Consider the following 24427-nt stretch of genomic DNA (forward strand, 5'->3'; position numbering starts at 1 on the left):
TCTCATTATGCGCTAATCACAACGGATATTTGTGAATACAATGAATCCTAGGCGAAAGGGAGTTCGATCGGTGAGAAGTAAGGCGAAGAACACATGGAAAACACTTGCAGTAGCATCTGCTCTATTTCTTTTTATCCAAACTCCATCAGCATACGCAACAAGTTTGTCGGATTTAAAAGAAGAAAAAAAACAAATTGAAACAAAGAAAAATGAGTTAAATTCATCCATTGGCAATAAGTCAAATGCAATTTCTGCTAACCAGGAAAAGCAACAAAAAATCTTAGATCAAATTCAAGCATTAAACGCTGAAATCGACAAAACAAATAGCAATATTAAAAATGTAGAAGCCGAGATTCATACAACAAATGAGGAAATTAAAAAATTAGAAGCATCTATTCAAGAGCTTCTACATAAAATTGAAGAGCGGGATTTATTGCTAGAGGAGCGTGCACGTGCGATTCAAGCGGGTGGCTCTGTTAGTTATTTAGATGTGTTATTAGGTTCCAATAGTTTTGTAGACTTTATTGATCGATTTTCTGCGGTCAATGCACTGCTAGAAGCAGATCGTCAAATTATCCAAGATCAAAAAGAGGATAAGCAAAAATTAGAGGAACAAAAGCAAAGTGTAGAAGAAAAGCGTAAAAAGTTGGAAGAGAAAAAAGCTGAGCTTGAGCGCTTAAAAAAATCTTTAGATAGTCAAAAAGCCGAGAAAAATAACTTGGTTGATCAATTAGAAAAAGAGCAAGAAAAGTTGAAATCTGAAAAGGTATTACTTGAAAAAGAATATTCTGAGGCATTGGAAGTTAGTCAGGAATTACAAAATCAGATTATTGCTGAGCAAAATCGCTTAGCTGAAATTGCTCGCCAGCAGGAAGCGAAACGTAAAGCAGCAGCCGCGGCGGCAGCGGCCGCAGCTGCTGCTAACAATGCTAGCGGTGGTTCATCTGGCGTTATTGTGAACGCGCCTCAATCGAATGGTACTTGGATTAAGCCAACAAATGGTCGTTTAACATCACCTTATGGCTGGCGAAATATCGGAGCTGGCCCTGAATTCCACTATGGTGTCGACCTTGCCAATGCAACAGGCACACCAATTTGGGCGGCGGCTGAAGGTGTCGTTTCCTATGCAGCACCGCTTAGCTCTTATGGAAATGTTGTGATTGTGACACATTCAATTGATGGCCAAATTTATACAACTGTGTATGCACATCTAAGTGCATTTAATGTAAGTGTAGGGCAAGAGGTAACACAAGGTCAGCAAATTGCAGCGATGGGTAGCACAGGTCGCTCTACAGGCCCACATTTACACTTTGAGGTGCATATTGGTCCTTGGAAAGGGCAAGCTGTTGGTAGCGTAAATCCACTAAAATATATTCCGTTGTAAAGGGGACAGGGAGCTGTGCAAAAGACAAAGATCTTTTTGCACAGCTCTCTTCTACTAATAACAATATGCTAAATAAGCTTGCTTGGTGTAAGAGTTTGTCCTAAGAGAAATTTTTTTGGACAAACTCTTTTTTAAGGATTCTGACTATTTTTTGAACACAGTGTGAAATATTCCTCTGCTAAACTATATCTATGCTATGCTGTAGCTATCTTTTAAGAGAGGATTTGTTGGTGTGATTAATACAGAGTGGTATACAATTCGAGCACTAACATTACCAGCAACAGCAGTTGCCTTACTATATACTTTTTTAATCGTCTGGCTTATATTGCGATTACAATTTTCAAAAAAATATGCAGAGATCTATGCAGATGCTGTTTTTACATTTATGATCGTGTGGAAATTTAGCTTATTTTTCACTGATTTCAAAGCGGTTATTGCCCAGCCAATTTCTTTATTATATTTTAATGGAGGAACAATAGGCGTTTTTCTGGGCGTGTTAGCAGCATTATGGCAAGTATGGCGGAAAAAAGCTGTGGTAGTAGATCTAAAAGCATATTGCTGGGCAATGGTATTGACCCAATCGATTTACCAATGGTTTGCCGTATTATTGAATAATAATTCAGTGATAGGTGAAGTGATGACATTAGTAGTGCTAAGTTTATTAACTATTTTCATACTATGGAAACTAACAGCACTGAAACAGTCATTATTACTGTATACAGTTGGCTTTATCCTCGTTGCCTTCTTTCAACCATTAGGGATATGGCAAACCGCTGTAGGTGTCAGCCTCTTACTACTTTGTATGGGGATTGTCATTCACCACAATGAGAACAATGCAGGAGGGAAAGCATGAAAAAAAATATTGGGCTATTGATTGTTGTGCTTTTAGTAGTTGCGATGGTTGGTACATATGTGAAACAGCAAATTGATGAGGAGCGCGCTATTGACAAGTCGGCTCTTGGAAAGGATATGGAAGAGCGCAACATTGGTTTAAAAGATGGTGATACCCCACCTGATTTTACATTAACAAGCTTGGATGGAAAAGATGTGACATTGAGTAAGCTTCGCGGAAAAAAAGTGGTATTAAATTTCTGGGCAACGTGGTGTCCACCATGTAAAGCTGAAATGCCACATATGCAAAACTTTTATGATCAATTTGCGGAAGAAAAAAATGTTGAAATTATAGCGGTCAATTTAACAGCAGAGGAACGTGATGTGACTGCTGATGCCAAGGTAGATACGGTTATGACCTTTAGAGATAGTTTTGAGCTAACATTTCCAATTTTATTGGATCCTGACAATTTAACTGGCTCTGACTATCAAATTATTACCATTCCAACAACATATTTTATTAATTCCAACGGTTATATTCAACATGCTGTTAAAGGACCAATGGATATGGATATGCTAACAGGGTATGTCGATGCACTCGATTAGTTTAGAAAGATCTGCTCGTTTCTATTATGTAGAAGCGAGCAGATTTTTTTATGTAGAGGATATGGGGAAGAGGCACGAAGCCAAGCGCAACACTTGCGCCTTAAAGCTAATACCCGCACTTTACAAATTTGCCATGTAATCTTGTATGTTTGAAAAAATAGTGTCATACAGTAAAAGAGACGGAGGAGGGAAGGTTTGCGCAAAATAACGGCTGGAATCGGAGTTCTCATTAGTAGTTTAGTGGTAGGCAGTGGAATTTATTTTGATTGGTTTACGCTGGGCGATAAAAAGGAGCCCGTTACGGAGGTTGATACCATTGATGAAGCAATGACATTAATTGAAGAAAAATCAGTATATAGCACCAAAAAGGATGTCTTGGTGGAAGGGGCACTACGTGGGATGGCTGAAGCTATTAAAGATCCTTATAGCACCTATTACACTAAGGAAGAGGCTGAGCAACATCGGCAAATGCTAGCTGAGGAAAGAGTGGGGATTGGGATTGAGTTAACAGAAAATAAAGGCAAATTTATTGTCGTGTCTCCTGTGCGCTCATCTCCGGCAGAGAAGGCAGGAATGCGTTCACTTGATGAAATTGTACAAGTAGATGGTGTTCGTGTAGATGGTAAAACGATGAGTGAATTAATGCATTTAATTCAAGGTGAAAAGGGAACAAAGGTAACAATTGTGGTCTATCGTCCAAGTGAGGATAAGCATATTAAAATGACGATGGAACGCGCTGCTATTTCTAATAAAACTGTATCAAGTGAGGTTGTGAAGATTGAGGATACAGCAATTGGTTATGTAGAAATTTCCCTTTTTGGTGAAAAAACAGCGAACGAATGGGTTGCTGAAACAAGTAAACTACTGCGCAAAGATGTGGAGGGAATTGTGATTGACGTGCGTGATAATCCAGGTGGGTATTTACATAGCGTTGCAGCGCTACTAAGCACAGTGTTGGAAAATGGCAAGGTGTTTGCATATATGCAAAATGCAGAAGGTGCTATGGAACCCTTAAAAACGCAAACAAAGGGCTTCGATGAGAAATATTTAGAAACTATGAATAAAATTCCAATTGTTGTCTTACAAAATCAAGGCAGTGCTTCAGCTAGTGAAGTATTAAGTGGCGCTTTAAAGGGCTGGGGCCGTGCTTCACTTGTTGGTGTTAAAAGTTTTGGGAAAGGAACCGTACAGGAATCCTGGTCGCTTACGAATGGTGGTGAGTTGAAGTTATCAACGAATAAATGGTTAACTCCAAAACGAGAATGGATTCATGGGCAGGGCATTGAGGCAAGCTTAGTGATCGAGCAAAATGAATTATTTGCTTTCCAGTTACATCCATTAACAGGGAAGTTTAAAGTAGGTGATATGAGCGAGGAAATTGCCTATTCACAAAATGCTTTGCAAAAGCTTGGCTATCAAATTGATCGTTTAGATGGCTATATGGATGACACAACGGCTGAGGCTGTGAATCTCTATCGTAAACAAAAAAAATTAGAACAAGCAGAAGGTGAATTTTATATGGACACAACTTTCTTTAATAGTTTAAATGAAACATTAAAAAATTATAAGACAGATCGTCAACATGACCAGCAGTTCCAAATGGCCACTAGCTTTTTACTGCATACAATTGAGCAATAGCAAGAAAAACGTCTTTCTATGAGTTTGTACTACGCAAGACTGTAGTCGTTTGATACAATAAATTCATAGCATGTAACATAGAAATGGCGGGTGTTCGTATGGTTAGTGATATATTTATAGAGATTGTAACAGCGATTGGCCGCTTTTTACTCAACCCGTTATTATATATAGCCATTATATTTGCTATTTTATTAGGGTATCGTCGTGTTAAACAGGAGCGTAACTATTTTAATAGACGAATTATTTGGGGCTGGACGGAGTTAATCGGACAATGGAAAGAGGGCTGGCTGTATGCACTGATTATTTCCTTTATCAGTATTGTAGCGGGACTAACTGTACCCAACGTATTTTTAATGATGTTAATAGTGGTCTCCGTAGTAGCATTGGTATTGTATGTTATCAACGCTTTGTCACCTGTTTTGACAATGGGTGTTGCAACGCTTGCAGTATGGGCGATGTTTTACTATGATTGGACTTTTTCTTGGTGGAAAATTTCCTTGGAGGGTGTCAATGTCATAGACGGAGCCATTGTAGCAATCACTATTATTGTAGGTCTTAGTGTGATTGCAGAAGGGCTTCTTATTCGACGAGCAGCGCTAAAGGTAGCAACGCCTAGTATTGAAAAAACAAAACGAGGTATGCAGGCAATTGTCTATCGCACAAGAAATGTCTGGATGTTACCCATTTTCTTTGTGATGCCTGGTGATACGATTGCTGCGGCATTACCATACTGGCCACAATTTACAATTGGAGAGAATAGCTTTGCGCTTGTGTTGTTCCCTCTTGTTATCGGTTTTTCAAAGCTTACAAGAAAAGATTTGCCAGCTTTAGTATTCCCTAAAATTGGCCGCTCTGTATTATTACTAGGGCAGCTCATTTTACTTGGTGGACTGGCTGCTTATTTTGAGCCATTGATCGCTTTGACCACACTTGCACTGGGAGCAATCAGTCGTATTAGTATCTCTATTTATTACGCATGGCAGGATAAAACCGATCATTATGCAATAGCACCCAGTACAAAGGGGGCTGTGATTGCAGCGGTTCTGCCCGATTCACCAGCTGAAAAAATGGGTTTACTTGCTGGTGAATGTATTTGCAAAGTAAATGGAGTAGCGATTTTTACAGAAAACGAGCTATATGAAGCTTTGCAATTAAATGCGGCACATTGTCGCCTAGAAGTGTTAGATCGCAACAATGAAATTCGTTTAACACAGCATGTCATTTATAGTAATGATCATTACCGTATTGGATTACTACTAGCTGAGCCGAGGGATGTATAATGGATGTTTTTGGGAAAATGATGCTAGCACTCTTCATCCCTGCCTTGCTTGTGTTATTGTTTACAAGAATAACGTATAATCGCTATATTGCCTTAGCCTTAGCCATTGCCCTGATCGCAGCCTCTGTTTATGCAGGCTATACATCTCCATCTATTATTTTTATAATTGATGCTTTTTCATTAACAATAGGCTTTTGGTTGGCAAGTAAAATGAGGAAATAAAGGAGTCAGTCCTATCTTAGTGATGGGACTGACTTTTTTACATAAAGAATCGCACAGCTGCCATTATTATAACCCCTGCAACAACTGTAATAGATAAACTTTTTGTCAGCAATGCAATGATTAAGGTAGGCACAAATGTGATAAAAATAGGCCAATCCAGTGTGACGACTTGACCACTTTCTGCATCTAATAAATTTTCGATGACAAGGGCACTTAAGATACACACTGGAATAAAGCTAAGCCATTTCAGAACAACATCTGGCAGTATAACACTGCGTACAAAGATAAATGGAATAACACGTGGCAGCCATGTAACAACTGCACAGCCAATAATAAGCCATACCATATAAGAGGTTGTTGTCATTTATCCGTCACCACCCCAATTGTTGCAACAATGACCGTTGCTAATAGAACTGCTACATGGGAAGGAACTACATAGGAGAGGCCGTACATAATGAGTGCCATATAGCCGATTAACTTAATATAGTGCATAATTTTGCTTTTCCCAACACTGCTTAATTGCAGAACTAACAGAGCAATAAACATCGCAATTAACGCAAAGTCCAATCCCCATTGTTCAGGATTTGCGACCCACTGTCCTAAAAAGGCACCTGCCACGCAGGAAAGAATCCAGAAAGTGTAGGCTGTTATATTTAGCCCATCCATCCATTTACCGTGTAATTTACCTGTTTGCATTTGTTTCGTTACAGCTACCCCAAAGGTTTCATCTGTTAATAATGTTCCGAACCCAACATTTCTTAGCATGGAGTAGCGCGTAAAATGGGGAGCTAATGTTAAACTCATTAATAAATGACGTAGATTGACCACAAAAATGGTTACAATAATAGCAGAAGCAGGACTGCTCGTTAAAAGAAGTGCACAAAAGATAAATTGTGCAGAGCCTGCATAAACAAGAATTGTTAAAAGGGCAATTTCGAGTACAGATAGCCCTGAAGCGGAACCTACAACGCCAAATGCAAGTCCTATACTAATATAGCCAAGTAAAGTGGGAATACAATCCTTCACACCTTGTAAAAAGCTGTTATTAAGAGAGTTTGTTGTTTCATGATGAGGCTCTGTTGTACTTGTCATAAATAGGTCATCCTTTCTTAAAAAAATCAATGTATACTATTGATAGAATAGTTAGATAGTTAGATGTGTTTATTAAAGTATACATATGTCTGATAAAATAAACAATAGAGATTGGTGAATAGCAATGGAACAAATGAGTCGAAACTTAGCCTTCCAATTAAAAAAAATTCGACAGCAACGTTATGTCAGCTTAGATGATGTGGCAAAGGCAACAGGTGTTAGTAAGGCACAGCTTGCTCAAATTGAAAAAGGTGAAGCAAATCCCACTGTATCAACAATTTGGAAAATTGCAGCAGGTATGCGTGTTTCTTTTTCTTCTTTACTACAGCCACCAACAGCTCATTACACGCGTTATAGTAGCAAAGATGCACCCCATGTGGATGAGGACGAGGGACGCTATCGTGTATATTCGATTATTCCCTATAGTCCTGAGAGGGGCTGGGAATTTTATAAGGTTGAAATGGAACCAGGAGCAGTAAGCAGGAGTGAAGCTCATACAGAAGGGGTAGAGGAAACTGTAATTGTTATTAAAGGACAAGCCATGATTTCTGCTGGAGATATGCATGAATTACTGGATGAAGGGGATACACTAGTATTCTCAGGGCATCAACCCCATGAGTATCGCAATACATCAGAAGGGCTAACCATTTTACATTTAATTTTACAGTATAAATAGAGGTGTCAATAGTGAGTGAATGGTTTACTGTAGAAAATATCGAACAAATTGCGGCACAGTATCGAACGCTTGGTCCAATTATTGGTTTATTGCTACCGTTTTTAGAAGCGTTTTTACCATTTTTACCGTTAGTGGTGTTTGTTGTGGCCAATGCAAGTGCATTTGGATTATGGATAGGATTTTTATTGTCTTGGTTAGGTTCTGTCGCTGGATCTTATGTGGTATTTTTGCTTGTCCGTCATTTTGGCAAGCATCCAAAGCTGCGATTTTTAACAGGCGGTAAAAAAGTACAAAGGCTGATTCAATGGGTGGATATGAATGGTCTTAGTCCTCTGTTTGTCCTGCTATGCTTCCCTTTTACACCGTCTGTTATTGTCAATATTGTTGCAGGATTATCCAATATTCATAAAAAGTTTTACTTAATTGTTTTACTAGCTGGAAAGTTTGTCATGATTTTAGGGATGAGTGTACTCGGCTATGATTTAAAATCATTACTGACAAGCCCTGTAAGATTGGTGATTGCAGCTGTTGCGATTGTGATTTTATGGTGGATAGGCAAGCTGATCGAGAAACGTTTGAATGCGCGTGTTGAGAGAGATTTACGGCAAGCGCGAAATTTGCCAGAAAACCGAGATAAACATGCAAGTTAATAACTTAACCAAGCAAACAGCCTTTTTTTGTTATAGATGAGAAGAGGCTGTTTTTAATTGTTACCAGATGAAGCTTGTTAGATAGTATTTACTAGCTTTTTTCGATAGAATTTAAGATAGCTAAGGTTAAAGTGATCAATTTTGTAGTAGAATCGCTCAATAATAAGGTTAAAGTGATCAATTTGGCAGTAGAATCGCTCAATAATAAGGTTAAAGTGATCAATTTTGTAGTAGAATCGCTCAATAATAAGGTTAAAGTGATCAAATCAGCAGTGAAATCGCTCAATAATAGGATTAAAGTGATGAAACTAGTAGAACAATTGTTCAAAATGGGGCCAAGCTGATCAAAACAGCCAGAAGTCCACTCAATCTCAAATTAAAAAAGGGGGAGAAGGTCATGACATTGCGTATTGTTTCGGGGCGTTCAGGAACAGGGAAGTCCGCTTTTATTTATAAGGAAATTGTCGAGCAACTCAAGTCAGATCCATTAGGTCATCCTATTTTTATTATTGTTCCTGATCAGATGTCCTATTCTACAGAATATGAACTCACGAATAAACATGGTGTACAAGGCTTAATTCGTGCACAGGTGATGACATTTAAACGTTTAGCATGGCTTGTGTTGCAGGAAACAGGTGGGATTGCTCGTAAAGAAGTAAATGGCTATGGTTATCGCATGCTGATTCGCAAATTGTTAGAGGAACAACAAAGCGAATTCTCTTTATTTCGACAAGCTGCTGGCAAACGTGGCTTTACAGAGGAAATTGAAGCGCTGTTAAAGGAGTTTAGCCGTTATAGTGTCAATAGCACTGTTTTAGCAGAGGTAACAGCCTCGTTAAAGGCAATTGATGCACCTCATACATTACAGGCTAAAGCAAGTGATTTGCATGTTGTGTTACAGGCATTAGAGGAACAGCTTGGTACAACCTATGTCGATAGTGAGGGCTATTATCCAATTCTAACTGAGCAATTAAAATATGCAGAAACAATGAAACAGGCGACTATTTATATTGATGGTTTTACAGCCTTTACTGTGCGAGAGCTAGAGCTAGTGCGAGAATTATTAAAGGTTACAAGACAAGTAACAGTTGTTCTACCATTCGATCATATGGATGAGGCATTCGATGAGCAGGCTTTATTTCATGAGGGGGCATTAACCCATCAGCGACTACATGATATTGTACAGGAAGAAGGCATTGAAGTTGATGCACCAATCCATTTTTATCAACCAAGACGATTTTATTCCAATGATTTGCAACATATAGAGGCTGGATTTGCTGATATAGTGCCGCAAACAAAAAAAACCGCAGGAGATGTACAGGTCTTTGAGGCGTCTAATCGCCGAGCAGAGGTGCACGCCATTGCCCGGGAAATAACAAAGTTAACTAAGGAAGATGGTTATCGTTATCGTGATATTGTACTACTATATCGCCAGGCAGAATTATATGATCCACTTATTACTAGTATTTTTCAACAATATGAAATTCCTATTTTTACAAATACAAAAAAGACAATGCTTCACCATCCATTAATTGAGCTAAGTCGCTCCGCATTAGAGGTTATAACCTCTAATTGGAAATATGAGCCTGTTTTTCGTAGTGTCAAAACAGATTTATTTTTCCCATTACAGGCTGAGTTAGCGATTTGGCGTGAGCGTGCAGATCGTTTAGAAAATTATTGCTTAGCACAGGGGATTTATGGAGAACGTTGGTTTGAGGAGTCTCGTTGGTTTTATAAAAAATATCGTGGCTTAGAGTTCCATTCGCGTGTACAAACAGATGAGGAACGAGCAATGCAGGCAGAAATCGAGGCCATTCGAGATGAAATTCGTCAACCATTAAAAAATTTGCAGGATCAGCTTGAACGAGCGCAAACAGGACGAGCAATAGCAACTGCTTTATTTGAGTTTGTAGAGGTATTGCACGTTTATGATAAGCTTCAAGCCTTGAAGGATCGTGAGCTTGAGCGAGGCGATGTATTAGCAGCAAGCGAGCATGAGCAGGCGTGGCATGAATGGGTAGCTGTGCTGGATCAATTTGTTTATATGTTTGGAGAGCAGGAGCTGTCTGTGGAGGAAGCGGCAAAGATTCTTGATGAAGGGTTTGATACATTAGAATTTTCGAGAATTCCGCCTACCTTAGATGAAGTAATGGTAGCGACAGTTGATTTAGCGCGACTTTCCGATATAAAAGCAGCTTTTGTAGTAGGGATGAATGATGGTGTTTATCCAACCCGAATGGACTATGAGGGCTTATTATCGGATACAGAACGTGAATGGTTTAGTCAAATTGGCTATGAGCTTGCCCCATCCTCCGTTAATCGCCTATTGCAGGAGAATTTTCTATTTTACCGCGCGGTGACAACGCCATCTCAGAAGCTTTATATAACATATCCTTCAGCAGATGAAGAGGGGAAGGCGTTGCTAGCTTCCATCTATATAAAGAAAATAATTGGCAATACTAGCACACCTGGCCTATTATGTGATGTCCCAGTAGAACGTGTTGTCATTGACCCAATTGAATTGTTAGAGGGCGATGCTTTACCCTATTTACGTCATCCGCGTACCGCTTTAGCGCATCTGATGGTGCAGCTGCGTCAGGCTGAACATAGCCGTGAACTAGCACCAGAATGGCTGGCATTGCAAAAATTTTATAAACAGGACCCTTATTGGACATTAATTTTTGAACGTGTGCGCTATCCGATTACCCATAAAAATAAGGCAGAGCCGCTGGAAACCTATATTACGCAGGAATTGTATGGACAAAAGCTAACTTCAAGTGTTTCTCGCATTGAGAAATATTTTAGATGTCCATTTTCCCATTTCACAACGTATGGTTTACGTTTAGAGGAACGTGCTGAATATCGCTTGGAAACCTTTGCAATGGGTGATTTATTCCATGAAGCCTTAAAGTGGATTACAGAAGAAACACATCGACAGCAGCTGTCGTGGATACGGCTAACAAAGCAGCAAATTAAACAATTAGCACGTCAGGCTGTGGAGCAAATTGTGCCAGTCTTTTCACAGCAAATTTTACTATCAAGTGCGCGCTATCGCTATATTCAACGTAAACTTATTCGTATTGTTGAGCGAACAATGACAGCATTAACACAGCATGCCAATGTCTCTCACTTTAAGCCAATTGCTATTGAGGCATCGTTTGGGCTAGGACAGAATGAGCAGCTACCACCGCTTGAAATTGATTTAACAGGTGGCAAAAAAATGTTTATGCGAGGACGCATTGATAGAGTGGATAGTGCAACAATCGATAATCGCTCTTATTTACGCATCGTCGATTATAAATCATCAGCTCGTGATTTGGACTTAAACGAAGTGTATTATGGACTGTCCTTACAGGTTCTCACTTATTTAGATGTGGCTATGGAAAACAGCTCTTATTGGCTGCCAGGCGAAACAGAGCCAGCCGGTGTCCTATATGTTCACGTCCACAATCCAATGCTAAAGCTCGATAAGGATTTAACAGATAGCGAAATCGAAGAGGATCGTTTAAAGCAATATAAAATGAAGGGACTGCTCGCTGAAAATGCTGAGGCTATTTTATCGATGGATGAGCAACTAGAGGAAAAGAGCGGACATTCTAAAATTATTCCCGTTTATATGAAAAAAGACGGGACACCATCTGAATCACAATCACGTATTGTGCCTGTCGATGATATGAAGAATCTACAGCACTTTGTACGGCGCAAGCATCAGGAAGCAGGGAATGGTATTTTAGCTGGTGATACAGATATTAGCCCATATAAATTAAAAACAAAAACAGCTTGTGATTATTGTCAATTTGCCGCGGTTTGTCAGTTTGATCCAACTGATGGCAAGCAAAGCTATCGCCAGTTAGTACAGGCAAAGCCGAATGAAATTGTTGATAAAATTCGGAAGGAGATGGAGTAATATGGGACAAACAATTCCTGTAAAGCCAGCGGATGTGACATGGACGGATGATCAATGGAAGGCGATTTATGCGAGTGGTCAGGATACACTTGTATCAGCTGCGGCAGGATCGGGAAAAACAGCAGTCCTAATTAACCGTATGATTGAAAAGGTGATTGCGACTGAAAATCCTATTAATGTAGATGAACTGCTTGTTGTAACCTTTACGAACGCATCAGCTGCTGAAATGCGTCATCGTATGGCAGAAGCGCTGGAAAAGGCGATCGAAAAAAATCCAAACTCTCAGCATTTACGGCGTCAGCTTAGCCTTGTCAATAAAGCGCAAATTTCAACATTGCATTCCTTTTGTCTAGCCATTGTAAAGCAATATGCCTATTTGCTTGATATTGACCCAGGCTTTCGTATTGCCAATGAAGCTGAAGTTGCTTTATTAAGAGATGATATTTTAGCCGAGGTACTAGAGGAAGCGTATGATGCTGAGGATGAGACACACGTGCAGGCCATCTATCGTCTTGTTGATAGCTTTACCTCAGATCGTGATGATCAAGCGATTGAAACATTAATTAGCAAGCTTTATGATACCTCTCGCGTACATGCAGAGCCACAAAAATGGCTATGGAGCCTGCCAAAAGCCTATGAGTTAGCCGAGGATATAACGATTGACGATTTAGCGCTCTCTCAGTATGTCAAATTGACGGTTCGCCATAGTTTGGAGGAAGCCTTTGGACTAATTTCAGAAATGCGGGCAATTACATTACAGCCAGCAGGACCTGCCCCGTATGCGGAAACGGCAGAAATTGATTTTGCTATGATTCAAGAAGGCATTCGTATTAGTCAGGATGGTACATGGCAGGAGCTATTTGATTATTTTACAATGCTGAAATGGTCTACGTTAAAAAGAGTATCCAAGGATGCTTTAGTAGACGTGGAGCTTCAGGAGCTTGCCAAGAAAAAGCGAGAAGCTGCCAAAAAAATGATGAATAAAATCAAAGAAACCTATTTCGTTCGTACACCTGCACGCTTGCTTGAGGAAATACGGTTAATGGCACCAACCATTACAACATTGGTGGAGTTAACAGTCATTTTTAGTGAGCAATTCCGACTGGCAAAGCTAGAGCGGGGCATTATTGATTTTTCAGATTTAGAGCATTATGCTTTGCAAATATTAACAGTAAAAGGTGAGGGCAAGCTGGGGCCTTCTCCCGTAGCATTAGATATGCAAAAGCAATTTAAAGAAGTGCTCGTGGATGAATATCAGGATGTGAATTTATTACAAGAAACCATTTTACAGCTTATAAAAACAGGTGAAGAGCAGGATGGCAATCTGTTTATGGTTGGTGATGTGAAACAGAGCATTTATCGCTTCCGTTTAGCTGAACCAAAGCTTTTTATGCGAAAATATAGTGATTTTGTGGAAACACCAACATCAACAGGTATGCGTATCGACTTAAACGCAAATTTCCGAAGTCGCAAAGAGGTGCTCCATGCAACAAACTATGTGTTTGCCCAAATAATGAGCGAGCGTGTTGGTGAAATTCAGTATAATGATAATGCCTCATTAAAGCCAGCAGCACCGTATGATAATAAAGAAATTCCTGTTGAGCTTGCAGTGCTGCATCCTCCACAGGAAGAGGAAGAAGCTGAAGAGGCAGAGGAAATAACGAATGAAGCCACTGAACTAGAGGAGCTTAAAAAGTCACAATATGAGGCACGCTTTATTATCAAACGTATCCAGCAGATGATGGCTGAGGGTACAACGGTTTATGATACAAAAACGAAGACAGAGCGACCGTTAAAATATAGTGATATCGTGATTTTAATGCGCTCGATGACATGGTCAAACGATTTAGTGGAGGAATTTAAGCTAGCTGGTATTCCGCTATATGCAGAGTCATCCAAAGGTTATTTTGATGCGCTTGAAGTGATGATTATGCTAAATGTATTAAAGATTGTCGATAATCCGTACCAAGATATCCCATTAGCTTCTGTGTTACGCGCACCTTTTGTGGGCTTGACAGAAAATGAACTAGCTCAAATTCGTTTAGCTGATCCTAAAGTACCTTTTTATGACGCATTACGACAATTTATTCGTAGTGAGGGACACGGTGTACAAACCGTTACCTTTGAGAAGCTTCAACGATTTATGTTAGCTTTTGAACATTGGCGAGATTTAGCGCGCCGCGGCTCATTGTCAGACTTAATTTGGAAGATTTATTTAGATACCCATTATTACGAAATGGTTGGTGCGATGCCAAATGGTAAGCAGCGACAGGCGAATCTGCGCATTTTACATGATCGTGCATTCATGTACGAGCGAACAGCCTTCCGTGGATTATTCCGTTTTTTACGCTTTATTGATCGGATGCGTACACGTGGAGATGATTTAGGAACAGCTAAATCAATTGGCGAAAAGGATGATGTTGTACGTCTTGTAACCATTCACTCTTCAAAAGGTTTGGAGTATCCAGTGGTCTTTGTGGCAGGAATGGGGCGACCATTTAATAAGATGGATTTTCATCAGCCCTATTTATTTGACCAAGACTTCGGATTAGCAGTAAAGGCGATTGACCCAGAAAATCGTATTACGTATACATCTCTGCCATTTTTGGCGCTAAAGGAGAAAAAGGAGCTTGAAATGCGTGCAGAGGAAATGCGTGTTTTATATGTGGCGATGACACGTGCTAAAGAACGGCTCATTTTAGTGGGCTCTGTGAAAAATTGGGGCAAAACTCGTGATCGCTGGCAGGAGTCACAGAGCTTGTCAACAGATGCACCGCTACAGGAATATTTACGTGCTAGAGCTAATAGTTATTTGGACTGGGTTGGACCAGCCGTGGCAAGGCATGTGGATTTTGCCTCAGTCGCTACATCCACCTATAAGGCATTGGAAGATCATTCTCATTGGTCGGTACAAGCGATTGATACAAGCCAGTATTCATATGAAATAGAAGCATTAGAGGATGAGGTAGAGCAGTTGCTGGCAATGCCAGAAGATCAGGCTTTATTGTCTGAAATAACGACACGCTTCCAAGCACAATATGCCTATCAAAAATCAACAAGAAAACGCTCGAAAACGTCTGTTAGTGAAATTAAACGTTTAGAAAATTTACAGCGTCAGGAAGAACCTGAATTTTACTTTGCAGCACCTGCTAAGCGCAGTATCACGGCCATTGCACCGCGACCATTATTTTTACAGGAGCAGCAGCTAACAGGCGCTGAGATAGGAACGGCTGTACATACAGCGATGCAGCATGTGCCACAGCAGGGCTTTCACAATCTTGAGGAAGTAAGAAGCTTTGTGGCAGATTTAGTGGCAAGACAACTTTTAACAGAGACAGAGGGAGAAATTGTGCCACTAGCGAAGATTTTTCATTTCTTTACTACAGCTATTGGACAACGTTTTAAACGAGCAAAGCAAATACGAAGAGAGATGCCGTTTACAATTAGTCGAGTAGATGAGGATGGCGATGCTCAAATTGTGCAGGGGATTATTGATTGTCTATTGGAGGATGAGCATGGTCATTGGATCTTGCTCGATTATAAGACAGATCGTATTCAGTCGCATTTTGCCAAGGAGCCTGCATTATCAAAGGAAATACGAGATCGCTATGCTGTCCAGCTACGTGTCTATAGTGAAGCAATTGAAGCGATTCTTCATATTAAAGTAAGCGATAAAATAGTATATTTATTTGATAGTGGACAGAGCGTACAGGTATAAAGAGGTGAGTATCACGCAAGCAGAGCGATGGCATCTGGCAGTGCTCTGCTTGTATCATTGTTTTGATGAAAGAGGAGGCTTATTTTGTGGAGTTAAAACCGACAATGTTGCAGGAGAGAATTGCAACATTAGATATTTTACGAGGCATTAGTTTGATAGGTATTTTACTCGTAAATATGTATGCTTTTTATTTGCCAATGCCCCATATTGATTTGGCAACATGGTTTAATACGCCGTCCGATATCGTTTGGCAACAGAATTTAGATATTTATGTGCAAGGTAGCTTTTATCCATTATTTGCAATGCTATTTGGTTATGGGCTTGCCATGCAATGGCAAAAGGCACAGAGCCGCGCACAAAATTTTTATCCACTAGGATTTCGTAGGCTCTTAGTATTATTTGTTTTCGGTGTTATCCATGCCGTGCTGATTTGGTGGGGCGATATTTTAATGATGTATGCCTTTTGTGGCGTTTTTTTATTGCTGCTACTACGTCTACGACCTATTTGGTTATTGCTGATTGCTATTATCCTTAATGGTATAATGCATGCTTTTACATTCTTAGCACTCGCATTTGTTAATGTTCCTGAGGCTGAGGGGTATTATGTGGATATTGTTTCGATTGAGCAAGCAATTACTGCATATGGAACAGGTACATGGGTGGATGCTTTTATACAACGGTTAGCAGATTTAGCTGTTCAAGCTAGTCCTCTTATGTGGATTGTCTCTTTATTTACAATTCTGCCCTATATGCTAGTTGGAGCAGCAGCGTCAAAATGGCATTTAGTGGAGCGTGCTAAGGAATTGAAGTGGCTCTGGATTACGCTAGCAGTGAGTGGGCTTGTAATAGGTATTTTCCTAAAAAGCTTGCCTATTTTATTTACACGTACCCTTTTACTGGATAGCATAAAAATTTATATTGGAGGACCTATTCTATCTATTGGCTATATTGGTCTAGTTGTCCTACTTTGCTTATGGCCGTTTGTACCAAAACTGCTTCGTCCATTGGCGAATATGGGACGTATGTCATTGACAATATATATTATGCAATCGATTATTGGTACTTGCTTATTCTATCAATTTGGCTTTGGCTGGTATGGTAAAATCACAGTTGCTACAGGCGTTTTCATCGCTATCGGGATTATCGTGGTACAAATGGTTATAGCTGAAATTTGGCTATCCAAGTGGAAGCAAGGACCACTAGAGGCACTATGGCGTAAATTAACGTATAAGCAAAAAGTAGAATCGCATTAATATTTACCTCTTTATAGGCATAATCTATGAAGAATATAGCAACTTATAAAATTATTGTCGTAAAAGTAAAGCAATTTCTATCATATTGTTGTATTATGTAGAAAAAAGAAGGAGCTCTTAAAATCATGAAAATTTTATCATTCAAATTAGGTGGACATGTAAGCTTTGGACCAAAAGTAAAAAAAGAAGAAGCGGTATGGGATGTACTCGCTATTCAAAATGAACTTCAAGTTCTCCCTTCTTTTTCAAGTTCAATTGTGGATGGCATAGCTTTAGGCTTTGATTTTGTTGAACAGATTCGTAAATTAGTAGAAGCAGCAGAAAAGTCGGATCGTGCTGATAGTTTTAAACGTGAATTTACAGTTATTGAATGGTTATCACCGATTCCACGTACACCAAAAAATATTATGTGTGTAGGTAAAAATTATAATGAGCATGCGAAGGAAATGGGTGCGGAGGCAGCACCAACGGATTTAATGATCTTCACAAAATCACCAACAGCTATTGCAGCAGATGGACAAACTGTATCGATTCATGCTGAGCTTTCATCAAAAATGGATTATGAAGGTGAGCTTGCTATCGTTATTGGTAAACGTGGTAAAAATATTCCGAAAAACTTAGCTTATGACTACGTATTTGGCTATACAATTGCTAATGATATAACAGCTCGTGATTTACAAGAAAAACACCAGCAATTCTTCTTAGGGAAAAGCTTAGAAGGCACGTGCCCACTTGGACCATATCTTGTAACGAAGGATGAAATTCCAAATCCACAAGATTTAACAGTCGTGACAAAGGTCAATGATGAAGTACGTCAAAATGGCTCTACCAAAAATATGATGTTCTCTGTAGAAACATTAGTAGCTATTCTCTCTCAGCATGTAACATTAGAGCCGGGCGATGTTATTTTAACAGGTACGCCAGCAGGGGTTGGCAAAGGCATGAACCCACCACAGTTCTTAAAGGCTGGAGATACTGTAAAAGTATCTATTCAAGGAATCGGTACATTAGTCAATCACTTTGAGTAAGAATACGAATCCGCGTGAGTGCAATGCTCCGCGGATTTTTTATATGGTCAACATAATAAGTGAAAAGTTCACCTATTTTCATATAGTAGTTTTAAAATTTGCTGATTGTGAGTAAAGCAAGTCGCAAAGAAGTGCTAGTATATTTGTTCGTCTATTTTGTGAACGCTATTGTAAGATTTGAAACCCTTTCCATCACATGGTAGGATAGAGTTTGATAGAAAAAGAATGAGGTGGAACAAACATGAGTTTTTTAACGAGCCAAACGCATTTGCATATTACTACGTGGGTCGTGGCGATTGTTATCTTTTTAATTGCAGCGCTTATGGGCAAGCAATCAAAAGGCTTACATATGGCTTTACGTCTATTCTACGTACTAATTATTATTACAGGTGCAGCATTATTCTTCCAATATCAGACGGTTGACCCGATGATGTATGGTCTGAAATTTTTATTCGGTATTTTAGTAATTGGTATGATGGAAATGGTATTAGTGCGCCAACAGAAAAATAAACCAACAGGAATTTTTTGGATTTTATTTGCGGTATTCCTATTTATTACACTGTTCTTAGGTTTTAAATTGCCACTGAACTTTGATTTCCTAGCATAATAATTTGTAAAGGTCGTGAGGTGCTTGCTTCACGACCTTTATTGTGAGTAAAAAGAGAAGGGGTTAGACAGACACCTTTTTGCCGTAATTTATTTTGCATTTGTGGAAAATCTTTTGAAATGATAGCGACGTGCCAGTGTTATTTGGTAAAATGACGATGGATTGGTTTGAAAGAGAGGGAATAATAGTGAAATTCAAGAAGTGGATAAGTGCAACAGCTGCATCACTTTTATTAGCAACTTCATTCGTAAGCCTAGCGCCAGCGGCTTATGCGGATGAACCAGCAACAAGATCGATTGCGGAAGAAAGCATCTTTGATTTACTCGTTGACCGTTTCTTTAATGGTTCAGGCTCAAACGATTTTGATACAAATACGAAAGATCCTGAGAAATTTGCAGGTGGCGATTTTACAGGCTTACAAGATAAATTAAATTTTATCGGTGAAATGGGCTATACCATTGTTTCAATTGGCCCTATTTTTTCAACAGAAAAATATGATGGATCACTGCTAACAAGCTATACCACACTTGAGCGTCATTTTGGGACATCAGAAGAATTCCAAAGTGTTGTAGAAGCTTACAAGGCAAAAAATATGTCTATGATGGTGGATTTTCCGCTTAACAATGTAAGCCCAAATCATGAGTGGGCAAAGGATGCTACAAAAGCTGACTGGGTTGCTTCGACTAATAATGGACAAGTACAGTGGGATTTAACAAACAAGGATGTGCAAGAGGCACTTATCCAATCAGCAACTGAATTTGTTTCTACATATGGTATAGGTGGTGTGCGCTTAACAAATATTGCAGAGGCTGATACAGATTTTATCAATGAGATGATAGCGGCTTTAAAAGAAACAAAGGCGTCACTTTATGTAATTAGTAACGAAGAAAGCGATGCCAATTTTGATGCGGCTTTCACTCCAGCCATAGCGGAGATCTATCGTCATATGTTCAAAAATGTGGATATGGATTCATCGAAATTAATGGAGCCATTTACAGGAGAAAAGCCTGTACAGATTATGATTGATTCGTTGGAGACGTACCGTTTTACATTCGATTCTGCAACTGAAAATATGTTCCCGCCTACGCGTTTGAAAATGGCAATGGGGGCTTTGTTTATGTTGCCAGGGATTCCCGTTGTGCAATATGGAACCGAAATTGCGATGAATGGGGAGGCAAAACCTGATACACATCAGCTTTATAACTTTAAAACAGATACAGAACTGATTGATTATATTAAAAATGTTCAATCATTGCGCAATCAATCCGCTACTTTACGTAAAGGTGATTTTGAAGTTATTACAAATGACAATGGCTTACTTGTTTTTACACGTACATCAGATGAAGAAAAATGGGTTATTATGGTCAACAATACAAGTGCAACACAACGCGTTGACTTAACACCTGCACAACTGGGTGAAGGTAAAATGCTGAATGGGATTTTACATGAGGAAAAGGTTCGTTTAAATGAAAATGAGGTGTATCCTGTTATTTTAGATCGTGAAATGGTCGAAATTTATCAGGTTCGCAATGATAGTGGATTTAATATTCCATATATGGTAGCACTTGGATTAGTATGGGTAATCTTTATTGGCTTTGTAGTGATTATCATTAAACGAGGAAAAGCTCCTCGTCCAAAGAAAGATATACAGTCGTAAAATGTACTGAGGCTCATCATAATTAATTGTGTCCACCACAGAAGCTTAGTATATTTTAATTAATAGAAGAAGGCTATGCAAAAAGTGAAAATTTTTTGCATAGCCTTTTTGATTAGTTTTGATAATTTTTATTTGTAAAGAAAATTGCAATTGTGCCTGGCCCAACATGTGAGCCGATAACGGAGCCAATCATTGTGACTTGAATAGCCTTAGGTGAAAAGCGTTCCTGAATAGCTGCTTTTACCTCATTGGCAAAGGTTATATCATCACTATGACTAATGCCAACAATTTTATCTGTAAAGCTACCACCTCGCTCTTGCATTATATCCAACATACGTGCAAGAGCTTTTTTACGGCCACGTGATTTTTCGATCGGTACAAGCTTGCCGTCCTCTACATTTAAAATAGGCTTAATGCTCAAAAGCCCCCCTAAAAATGCACTTGCCTTTGATAAACGACCACCCTTTGCCAAATAGTCTAAATCTTCCACTGTAAATAAATGCTCTATTTGCGGGGCGAGTGCAGTAATTTTAGCTTGCATTTCCTCCAATGTTGTACCTGCATTGCGTAGACGAACAGCCTCTTCCACCACAAGACCATGTCCTAATGAAGCACATTTTGAGTCGATAATAACTAGCTTCAAGGAAGGATAATCCTCTAGTAATTGCTTGTGAATCATTTGAGCGGTGCTATATGTGCCGGATAATTCGGATGAAAAGGCGATATAGATTCCTTCTTCATCATTTTTAGCGAGATTTTCAAAGTGCTGTAAAAAAACCTCTGGTGATACTTGTGATGTTTTGGGATGTGCGCCTTGCCGTATAGCATCATAAATTTCTTTAGAATCAATGGAAATCACATCTTCATATTCTTCATTGTTCAATTGCACTCGTAAAGGGAGTAGCACGACATCATTTTCTTCATAGTAAGACTTTGGTAAATCACAGCCACTATCCGTAAATATTTTCATTTCTTGTCCCCCTTATTTTCAACATCTTTAACTTGAACTTACTACTTCACTAGGATAATTTCAAGCGCTCCATAAGTATTTTTGCAATGCCATCCTCATTATTCGTTGAAGTAATTTCATTCGCTATATTTTTTAGACTTGAAATACCATTCCCCATTGCTACACCAAGTCCAGCATATTCAATCATTTCTAAATCATTATCTTCATCACCAAACGCGATGATGCGCTCACGTGGTATCCCTAAATCCTTTGCCACATGGGCAATACCTACTGCTTTATTTAAGCCTCGGCGTACGATTTCAATAATATGCAGCGGCGCCCCCCAGCGACGGTGCTCAATAACCTCTGCATGGACAGCCTGTAAATGATCACGAATAATAGCTGAATTGGCTTCATTTGCTTGAATGAGCAAGCTTGTTGGATTTTCCTGAAGATGTATATATAAATCGCCAAGTGTAATTCTAGGATTCCCCATATTAAAAATATTTAAGATGCGATCATTCTCTGTGTGGACATAAATATCATCCTTCACCTCAGCGATAATATTTTCATATTCATAACTATTAATGGAATCAACGACATCATGTACAACACTTAAGTCAATAGGTGTATGCACATGCTGCCAAGAGATATTTTTTGGATGATGCACATAGGCACCATTAAAATTGACAATGGGTGTTGTTAGTCCAAGCTCGTGATAATAAATATCACTTGCACGGTAAGGACGACCTGTTGCAATCATCACTGGATGCCCTTGTTCCTTCGCCTGCAATAATGTCTTTTTCGTTTGTGCTGAAATTTGTTGCTGGTCTGTTAATAATGTACCGTCTAAGTCTAATACGATTAAATGCGGTTTCATAGCTTGTTACCCCTTTCCTATAGTTTGAATAGTATCGTTTTGTCATGCATTCGTCAAAATTTTGTCACGTAGAAAAAAGTTTGTTAACATAAAAGAGGAGACAAAAGTTGGGAGTGACAAAAATGTTTGTAGAAAAAGAAGTTTGGGGCAATATACCTTTATTACATATACATACAGAGCATATGAATGAAGAAACCCCTGTAGTTATTTTTTTACATGGCTTTATGAGTGCAAAAGAACATAATCTACACTATGCGTACCAGTTGGTGCATAAAGGGGTGCGTGTCCTATTACCAGACGCAAAATTTCATGGGGACCGTAGTCAAGGCCTAACAGAAGAACAAATGAATTTAAAGTTTTGGGAGATTGTTTTAAATTCTATTCAAGAAGTACAACAACTATATAATGACTTGAAATATAAAAATTTATTAGCAAGCCAGCAAATTGGCATTGCTGGTACTTCAATGGGTGGAATTGTCACTTCAGGCTGCCTTAAGCTTTATGATTGGATTCAAACAGCAACAATATGCATGGGTGCACCGGGCTTTATTAAATTAGGTGAATATCAATTGCGACAATTTGCAAAAAATGGTGTGGATTGGCCAATGTCGGGGGAAGAAATCAAAAAAACAAATGAGCTGTTGGCGAAATATGATGTGAGTCTAACACCAGAAAAATTTGCTGGACGTCCTGTATTATTTTGGCATGGTAAGTTAGATAAAACTGTACCTTTTGATGAAACGTATAAATTTTATGAGACATTACGGGAATACTATAAAGCAAATCCTGAAGATTTACAGTTCTTAGTGAACAAAAAAGCAGGGCATGCGGTGTCACGGGATGGAATGCTCGCAGCAACAGAATGGCTTGCACAGCATTTGGCATAAGAGGGTGCATCTGCTATGATAAAGTTAACACTGTGATGGAAGGAGAAATAGATATGGATCAGGATATGAAAGAAAGCATGTTCGGTGCATTAGAAAATGTAATTGACCCTGAGCTTGGAATTGATATCGTCAACTTAGGTTTAGTATATGATGTAGATTTAGATGATGAGGGTGCAGCAACCGTTACAATGACATTAACATCAATGGGCTGCCCACTTGGACCAGTAATTGTAGATCAGGTCAAGACAGCACTAAGTGAGCTGCCAGAAGTGAAAAGTACAGATGTTAATATCGTATGGAGTCCACCTTGGTCAAAAGATAAAATGTCTCGCTATGCAAAAATGGCATTAGGTGTACGCTAATACGTAAAAAAAATCCCTGCTTAGGGCTGATAAGCAGGGATTTTGCATGTAACAAATTAATCAATACGGCATATTTGTAATGGACAATTTTCACAGGCAATTTCCTTTTTTAAAAACTGTAAATCATGAATCGTAATAAAGCCTTTATCAAAAGTTAAAATTTTGTGGTTTTTTAAATCATTCAACATACGATTAATCATTTCGCGACTTGTTGCACATAAATTGGCAAGCTCCGTATTCGTTAGTTGAAAATCAATAAAAATCGAACCATTTTCTAAAGGTTTACCATACGTATTGGAAAGACGGATAAGCGTTGAAAGCAAAGCACCCTTTTTACCGTTTAATAGTAAATCACGTAATCGACTTTGATGCTTTAAATTTTCTGTTTGTAGCCATTTCATATACTCGATCATTACTGTGGGCTGTTCCTCTAGTAGGTGCTCTAATGATTGGCGGCTCAATACATACAGTGTAGAAGGTTCTAAAACCTTTGCAGTCATAGAATTATAAACGAGGTTACAAAATAATGAACCTTCGCCAATAATACTGTCAGGACCACAAATACGAACGGTTAATTCCTTACCACTCTCGGTTTCTTGGCTAATCGAAATAGTACCTGTTTTGATATAGTAAATTTCTTTCGCTCGCTCCCCCTCTAAAAAAATTTTACTTCCTTTATTGACTTTAATAAAAACACCATGCCTTTGAAAAAGATCTTGAATCTTTTCAAACATATTATCCATTATCACCATATCTCCAACACATCGCTTTCTTTTTGTAATAAAGGGCTATTATTACAAA

General features: G+C 39.0%; 21 protein-coding genes. 16 read left to right on the top strand and 5 right to left on the bottom strand.

From position 1 onward, the window contains the following. Positions 1-70 precede the first annotated feature (70 nt). The 6 genes from ADM90_RS03335 (at position 71) to ADM90_RS03360 (ending at position 5960) form a co-directional block, all read left to right on the top strand. Positions 71-1384 (top strand): murein hydrolase activator EnvC family protein, encoded by a 1314-nt coding sequence (locus ADM90_RS03335; RefSeq protein ID WP_083448444.1) that lies wholly within the window; start codon positions 71-73, stop codon positions 1382-1384. Between the two features lie 232 nt (positions 1385-1616). Beyond that, positions 1617-2237, top strand: coding sequence for a hypothetical protein (locus ADM90_RS03340; protein ID WP_053993650.1), 621 nt, complete (start codon positions 1617-1619; stop codon positions 2235-2237). Then, entirely contained in the window at positions 2234-2821 is a 588-nt protein-coding gene (locus ADM90_RS03345; RefSeq protein ID WP_053993651.1) for a peroxiredoxin family protein, read from the top strand. Before ADM90_RS03340 ends, ADM90_RS03345 begins: the two co-directional genes overlap by 4 nt. Positions 2822-3016: 195 nt before the next feature. Beyond that, on the top strand, positions 3017-4459 hold the full coding sequence (locus ADM90_RS03350) for a S41 family peptidase (protein WP_053993652.1): 1443 nt from the start codon (positions 3017-3019) through the stop codon (positions 4457-4459). 98 nt (positions 4460-4557) lie between these two features. Further along, positions 4558-5739, top strand: a complete 1182-nt coding sequence (locus ADM90_RS03355; RefSeq protein WP_053993653.1) for a PDZ domain-containing protein — start codon at positions 4558-4560, stop codon at positions 5737-5739. After that, positions 5739-5960 (top strand): DUF2198 family protein, encoded by a 222-nt coding sequence (locus tag ADM90_RS03360; protein ID WP_053993654.1) that lies wholly within the window; start codon positions 5739-5741, stop codon positions 5958-5960. The genes ADM90_RS03355 and ADM90_RS03360 overlap by 1 nt, the downstream gene beginning before the upstream one ends. Positions 5961-5997: 37 nt before the next feature. Here ADM90_RS03360 and ADM90_RS03365 read toward each other — a convergent pair whose 3' ends face one another. Continuing rightward, on the bottom strand, positions 5998-6324 hold the full coding sequence (locus ADM90_RS03365; protein WP_053993655.1) for an AzlD domain-containing protein: 327 nt from the start codon (positions 6322-6324) through the stop codon (positions 5998-6000). After that, positions 6321-7052: an AzlC family ABC transporter permease gene (locus tag ADM90_RS03370; protein ID WP_053993656.1), complete on the bottom strand. Its 732-nt coding sequence runs from the start codon at positions 7050-7052 to the stop codon at positions 6321-6323. Before ADM90_RS03370 ends, ADM90_RS03365 begins: the two co-directional genes overlap by 4 nt. 124 nt (positions 7053-7176) lie before the next feature. Here ADM90_RS03370 and ADM90_RS03375 point away from each other — a divergent pair, with 124 nt between their 5' ends. From ADM90_RS03375 to ADM90_RS03415, 8 genes are all read left to right on the top strand, one after another. Then, the gene (locus tag ADM90_RS03375) at positions 7177-7728 is read left to right on the top strand and encodes a helix-turn-helix domain-containing protein (RefSeq protein WP_053993657.1); all 552 of its coding nucleotides are present in this window, start codon (positions 7177-7179) and stop codon (positions 7726-7728) included. A gap of 11 nt (positions 7729-7739) precedes the next feature. Next, positions 7740-8378, top strand: coding sequence for a TVP38/TMEM64 family protein (locus ADM90_RS03380; RefSeq protein WP_152927965.1), 639 nt, complete (start codon positions 7740-7742; stop codon positions 8376-8378). 397 nt (positions 8379-8775) lie between these two features. Next, positions 8776-12285 (top strand): helicase-exonuclease AddAB subunit AddB, encoded by a 3510-nt coding sequence (gene addB / locus ADM90_RS03390; protein WP_053993660.1) that lies wholly within the window; start codon positions 8776-8778, stop codon positions 12283-12285. 1 nt (position 12286) lies between these two features. Then, positions 12287-16003, top strand: coding sequence for a helicase-exonuclease AddAB subunit AddA (gene addA, locus ADM90_RS03395; RefSeq protein ID WP_053993661.1), 3717 nt, complete (start codon positions 12287-12289; stop codon positions 16001-16003). 86 nt (positions 16004-16089) lie between these two features. Then, positions 16090-17256, top strand: coding sequence for a DUF418 domain-containing protein (locus ADM90_RS03400; RefSeq protein WP_053993662.1), 1167 nt, complete (start codon positions 16090-16092; stop codon positions 17254-17256). A gap of 125 nt (positions 17257-17381) precedes the next feature. Next, positions 17382-18284, top strand: a complete 903-nt coding sequence (locus tag ADM90_RS03405; RefSeq protein ID WP_053993663.1) for a fumarylacetoacetate hydrolase family protein — start codon at positions 17382-17384, stop codon at positions 18282-18284. 241 nt (positions 18285-18525) lie between these two features. Continuing rightward, complete coding sequence (locus ADM90_RS03410; protein WP_053993664.1) at positions 18526-18891, top strand: YisL family protein; 366 nt, start codon at positions 18526-18528, stop codon at positions 18889-18891. Between the two features lie 187 nt (positions 18892-19078). Continuing rightward, a complete protein-coding gene (locus ADM90_RS03415; RefSeq protein ID WP_053993665.1) occupies positions 19079-20548 on the top strand; it encodes an alpha-amylase family glycosyl hydrolase in 1470 nt (489 codons plus the stop codon). A gap of 112 nt (positions 20549-20660) precedes the next feature. Here ADM90_RS03415 and ADM90_RS03420 read toward each other — a convergent pair whose 3' ends face one another. Beyond that, positions 20661-21518, bottom strand: coding sequence for a DegV family protein (locus ADM90_RS03420; RefSeq protein ID WP_053993666.1), 858 nt, complete (start codon positions 21516-21518; stop codon positions 20661-20663). A gap of 49 nt (positions 21519-21567) precedes the next feature. Beyond that, a complete protein-coding gene (locus ADM90_RS03425; protein WP_053993667.1) occupies positions 21568-22377 on the bottom strand; it encodes a Cof-type HAD-IIB family hydrolase in 810 nt (269 codons plus the stop codon). 122 nt (positions 22378-22499) lie between these two features. Here ADM90_RS03425 and ADM90_RS03430 point away from each other — a divergent pair, with 122 nt between their 5' ends. Then, a complete protein-coding gene (locus ADM90_RS03430) occupies positions 22500-23264 on the top strand; it encodes a prolyl oligopeptidase family serine peptidase (protein ID WP_053994875.1) in 765 nt (254 codons plus the stop codon). 53 nt (positions 23265-23317) lie between these two features. Next, positions 23318-23626, top strand: a complete 309-nt coding sequence (locus ADM90_RS03435; protein WP_053993668.1) for a metal-sulfur cluster assembly factor — start codon at positions 23318-23320, stop codon at positions 23624-23626. A 56-nt stretch (positions 23627-23682) separates the two neighbouring features. Here the strand turns inward: ADM90_RS03435 and ADM90_RS03440 are convergent, their stop codons facing one another. Beyond that, a complete protein-coding gene (locus ADM90_RS03440; RefSeq protein WP_053993669.1) occupies positions 23683-24369 on the bottom strand; it encodes a Crp/Fnr family transcriptional regulator in 687 nt (228 codons plus the stop codon). Positions 24370-24427 lie beyond the last annotated feature (58 nt).

Source organism: Lysinibacillus macroides (assembly GCF_001281525.1).
GTDB lineage: Bacteria > Bacillota > Bacilli > Bacillales_A > Planococcaceae > Lysinibacillus > Lysinibacillus macroides.

Bases quoted from the DNA above. Each gene is read 5' to 3' on its own strand.
- ADM90_RS03345 (WP_053993651.1), top strand. From the start codon at position 2,234: ATGAAAAAAAATATTGGGCTATTGATTGTTGTGCTTTTAGTAGTTGCG.
- ADM90_RS03355 (WP_053993653.1), top strand. From the start codon at position 4,558: ATGGTTAGTGATATATTTATAGAGATTGTAACAGCGATTGGCCGCTTT.
- ADM90_RS03360 (WP_053993654.1), top strand. From the start codon at position 5,739: ATGGATGTTTTTGGGAAAATGATGCTAGCACTCTTCATCCCTGCCTTG.
- ADM90_RS03365 (WP_053993655.1), bottom strand. From the start codon at position 6,324: ATGACAACAACCTCTTATATGGTATGGCTTATTATTGGCTGTGCAGTT.
- ADM90_RS03370 (WP_053993656.1), bottom strand. From the start codon at position 7,052: ATGACAAGTACAACAGAGCCTCATCATGAAACAACAAACTCTCTTAAT.
- ADM90_RS03375 (WP_053993657.1), top strand. From the start codon at position 7,177: ATGGAACAAATGAGTCGAAACTTAGCCTTCCAATTAAAAAAAATTCGA.
- addB (WP_053993660.1), top strand. From the start codon at position 8,776: ATGACATTGCGTATTGTTTCGGGGCGTTCAGGAACAGGGAAGTCCGCT.
- addA (WP_053993661.1), top strand. From the start codon at position 12,287: ATGGGACAAACAATTCCTGTAAAGCCAGCGGATGTGACATGGACGGAT.
- ADM90_RS03405 (WP_053993663.1), top strand. From the start codon at position 17,382: ATGAAAATTTTATCATTCAAATTAGGTGGACATGTAAGCTTTGGACCA.
- ADM90_RS03410 (WP_053993664.1), top strand. From the start codon at position 18,526: ATGAGTTTTTTAACGAGCCAAACGCATTTGCATATTACTACGTGGGTC.
- ADM90_RS03420 (WP_053993666.1), bottom strand. From the start codon at position 21,518: ATGAAAATATTTACGGATAGTGGCTGTGATTTACCAAAGTCTTACTAT.
- ADM90_RS03425 (WP_053993667.1), bottom strand. From the start codon at position 22,377: ATGAAACCGCATTTAATCGTATTAGACTTAGACGGTACATTATTAACA.
- ADM90_RS03430 (WP_053994875.1), top strand. From the start codon at position 22,500: ATGTTTGTAGAAAAAGAAGTTTGGGGCAATATACCTTTATTACATATA.
- ADM90_RS03435 (WP_053993668.1), top strand. From the start codon at position 23,318: ATGGATCAGGATATGAAAGAAAGCATGTTCGGTGCATTAGAAAATGTA.
- ADM90_RS03440 (WP_053993669.1), bottom strand. From the start codon at position 24,369: ATGGATAATATGTTTGAAAAGATTCAAGATCTTTTTCAAAGGCATGGT.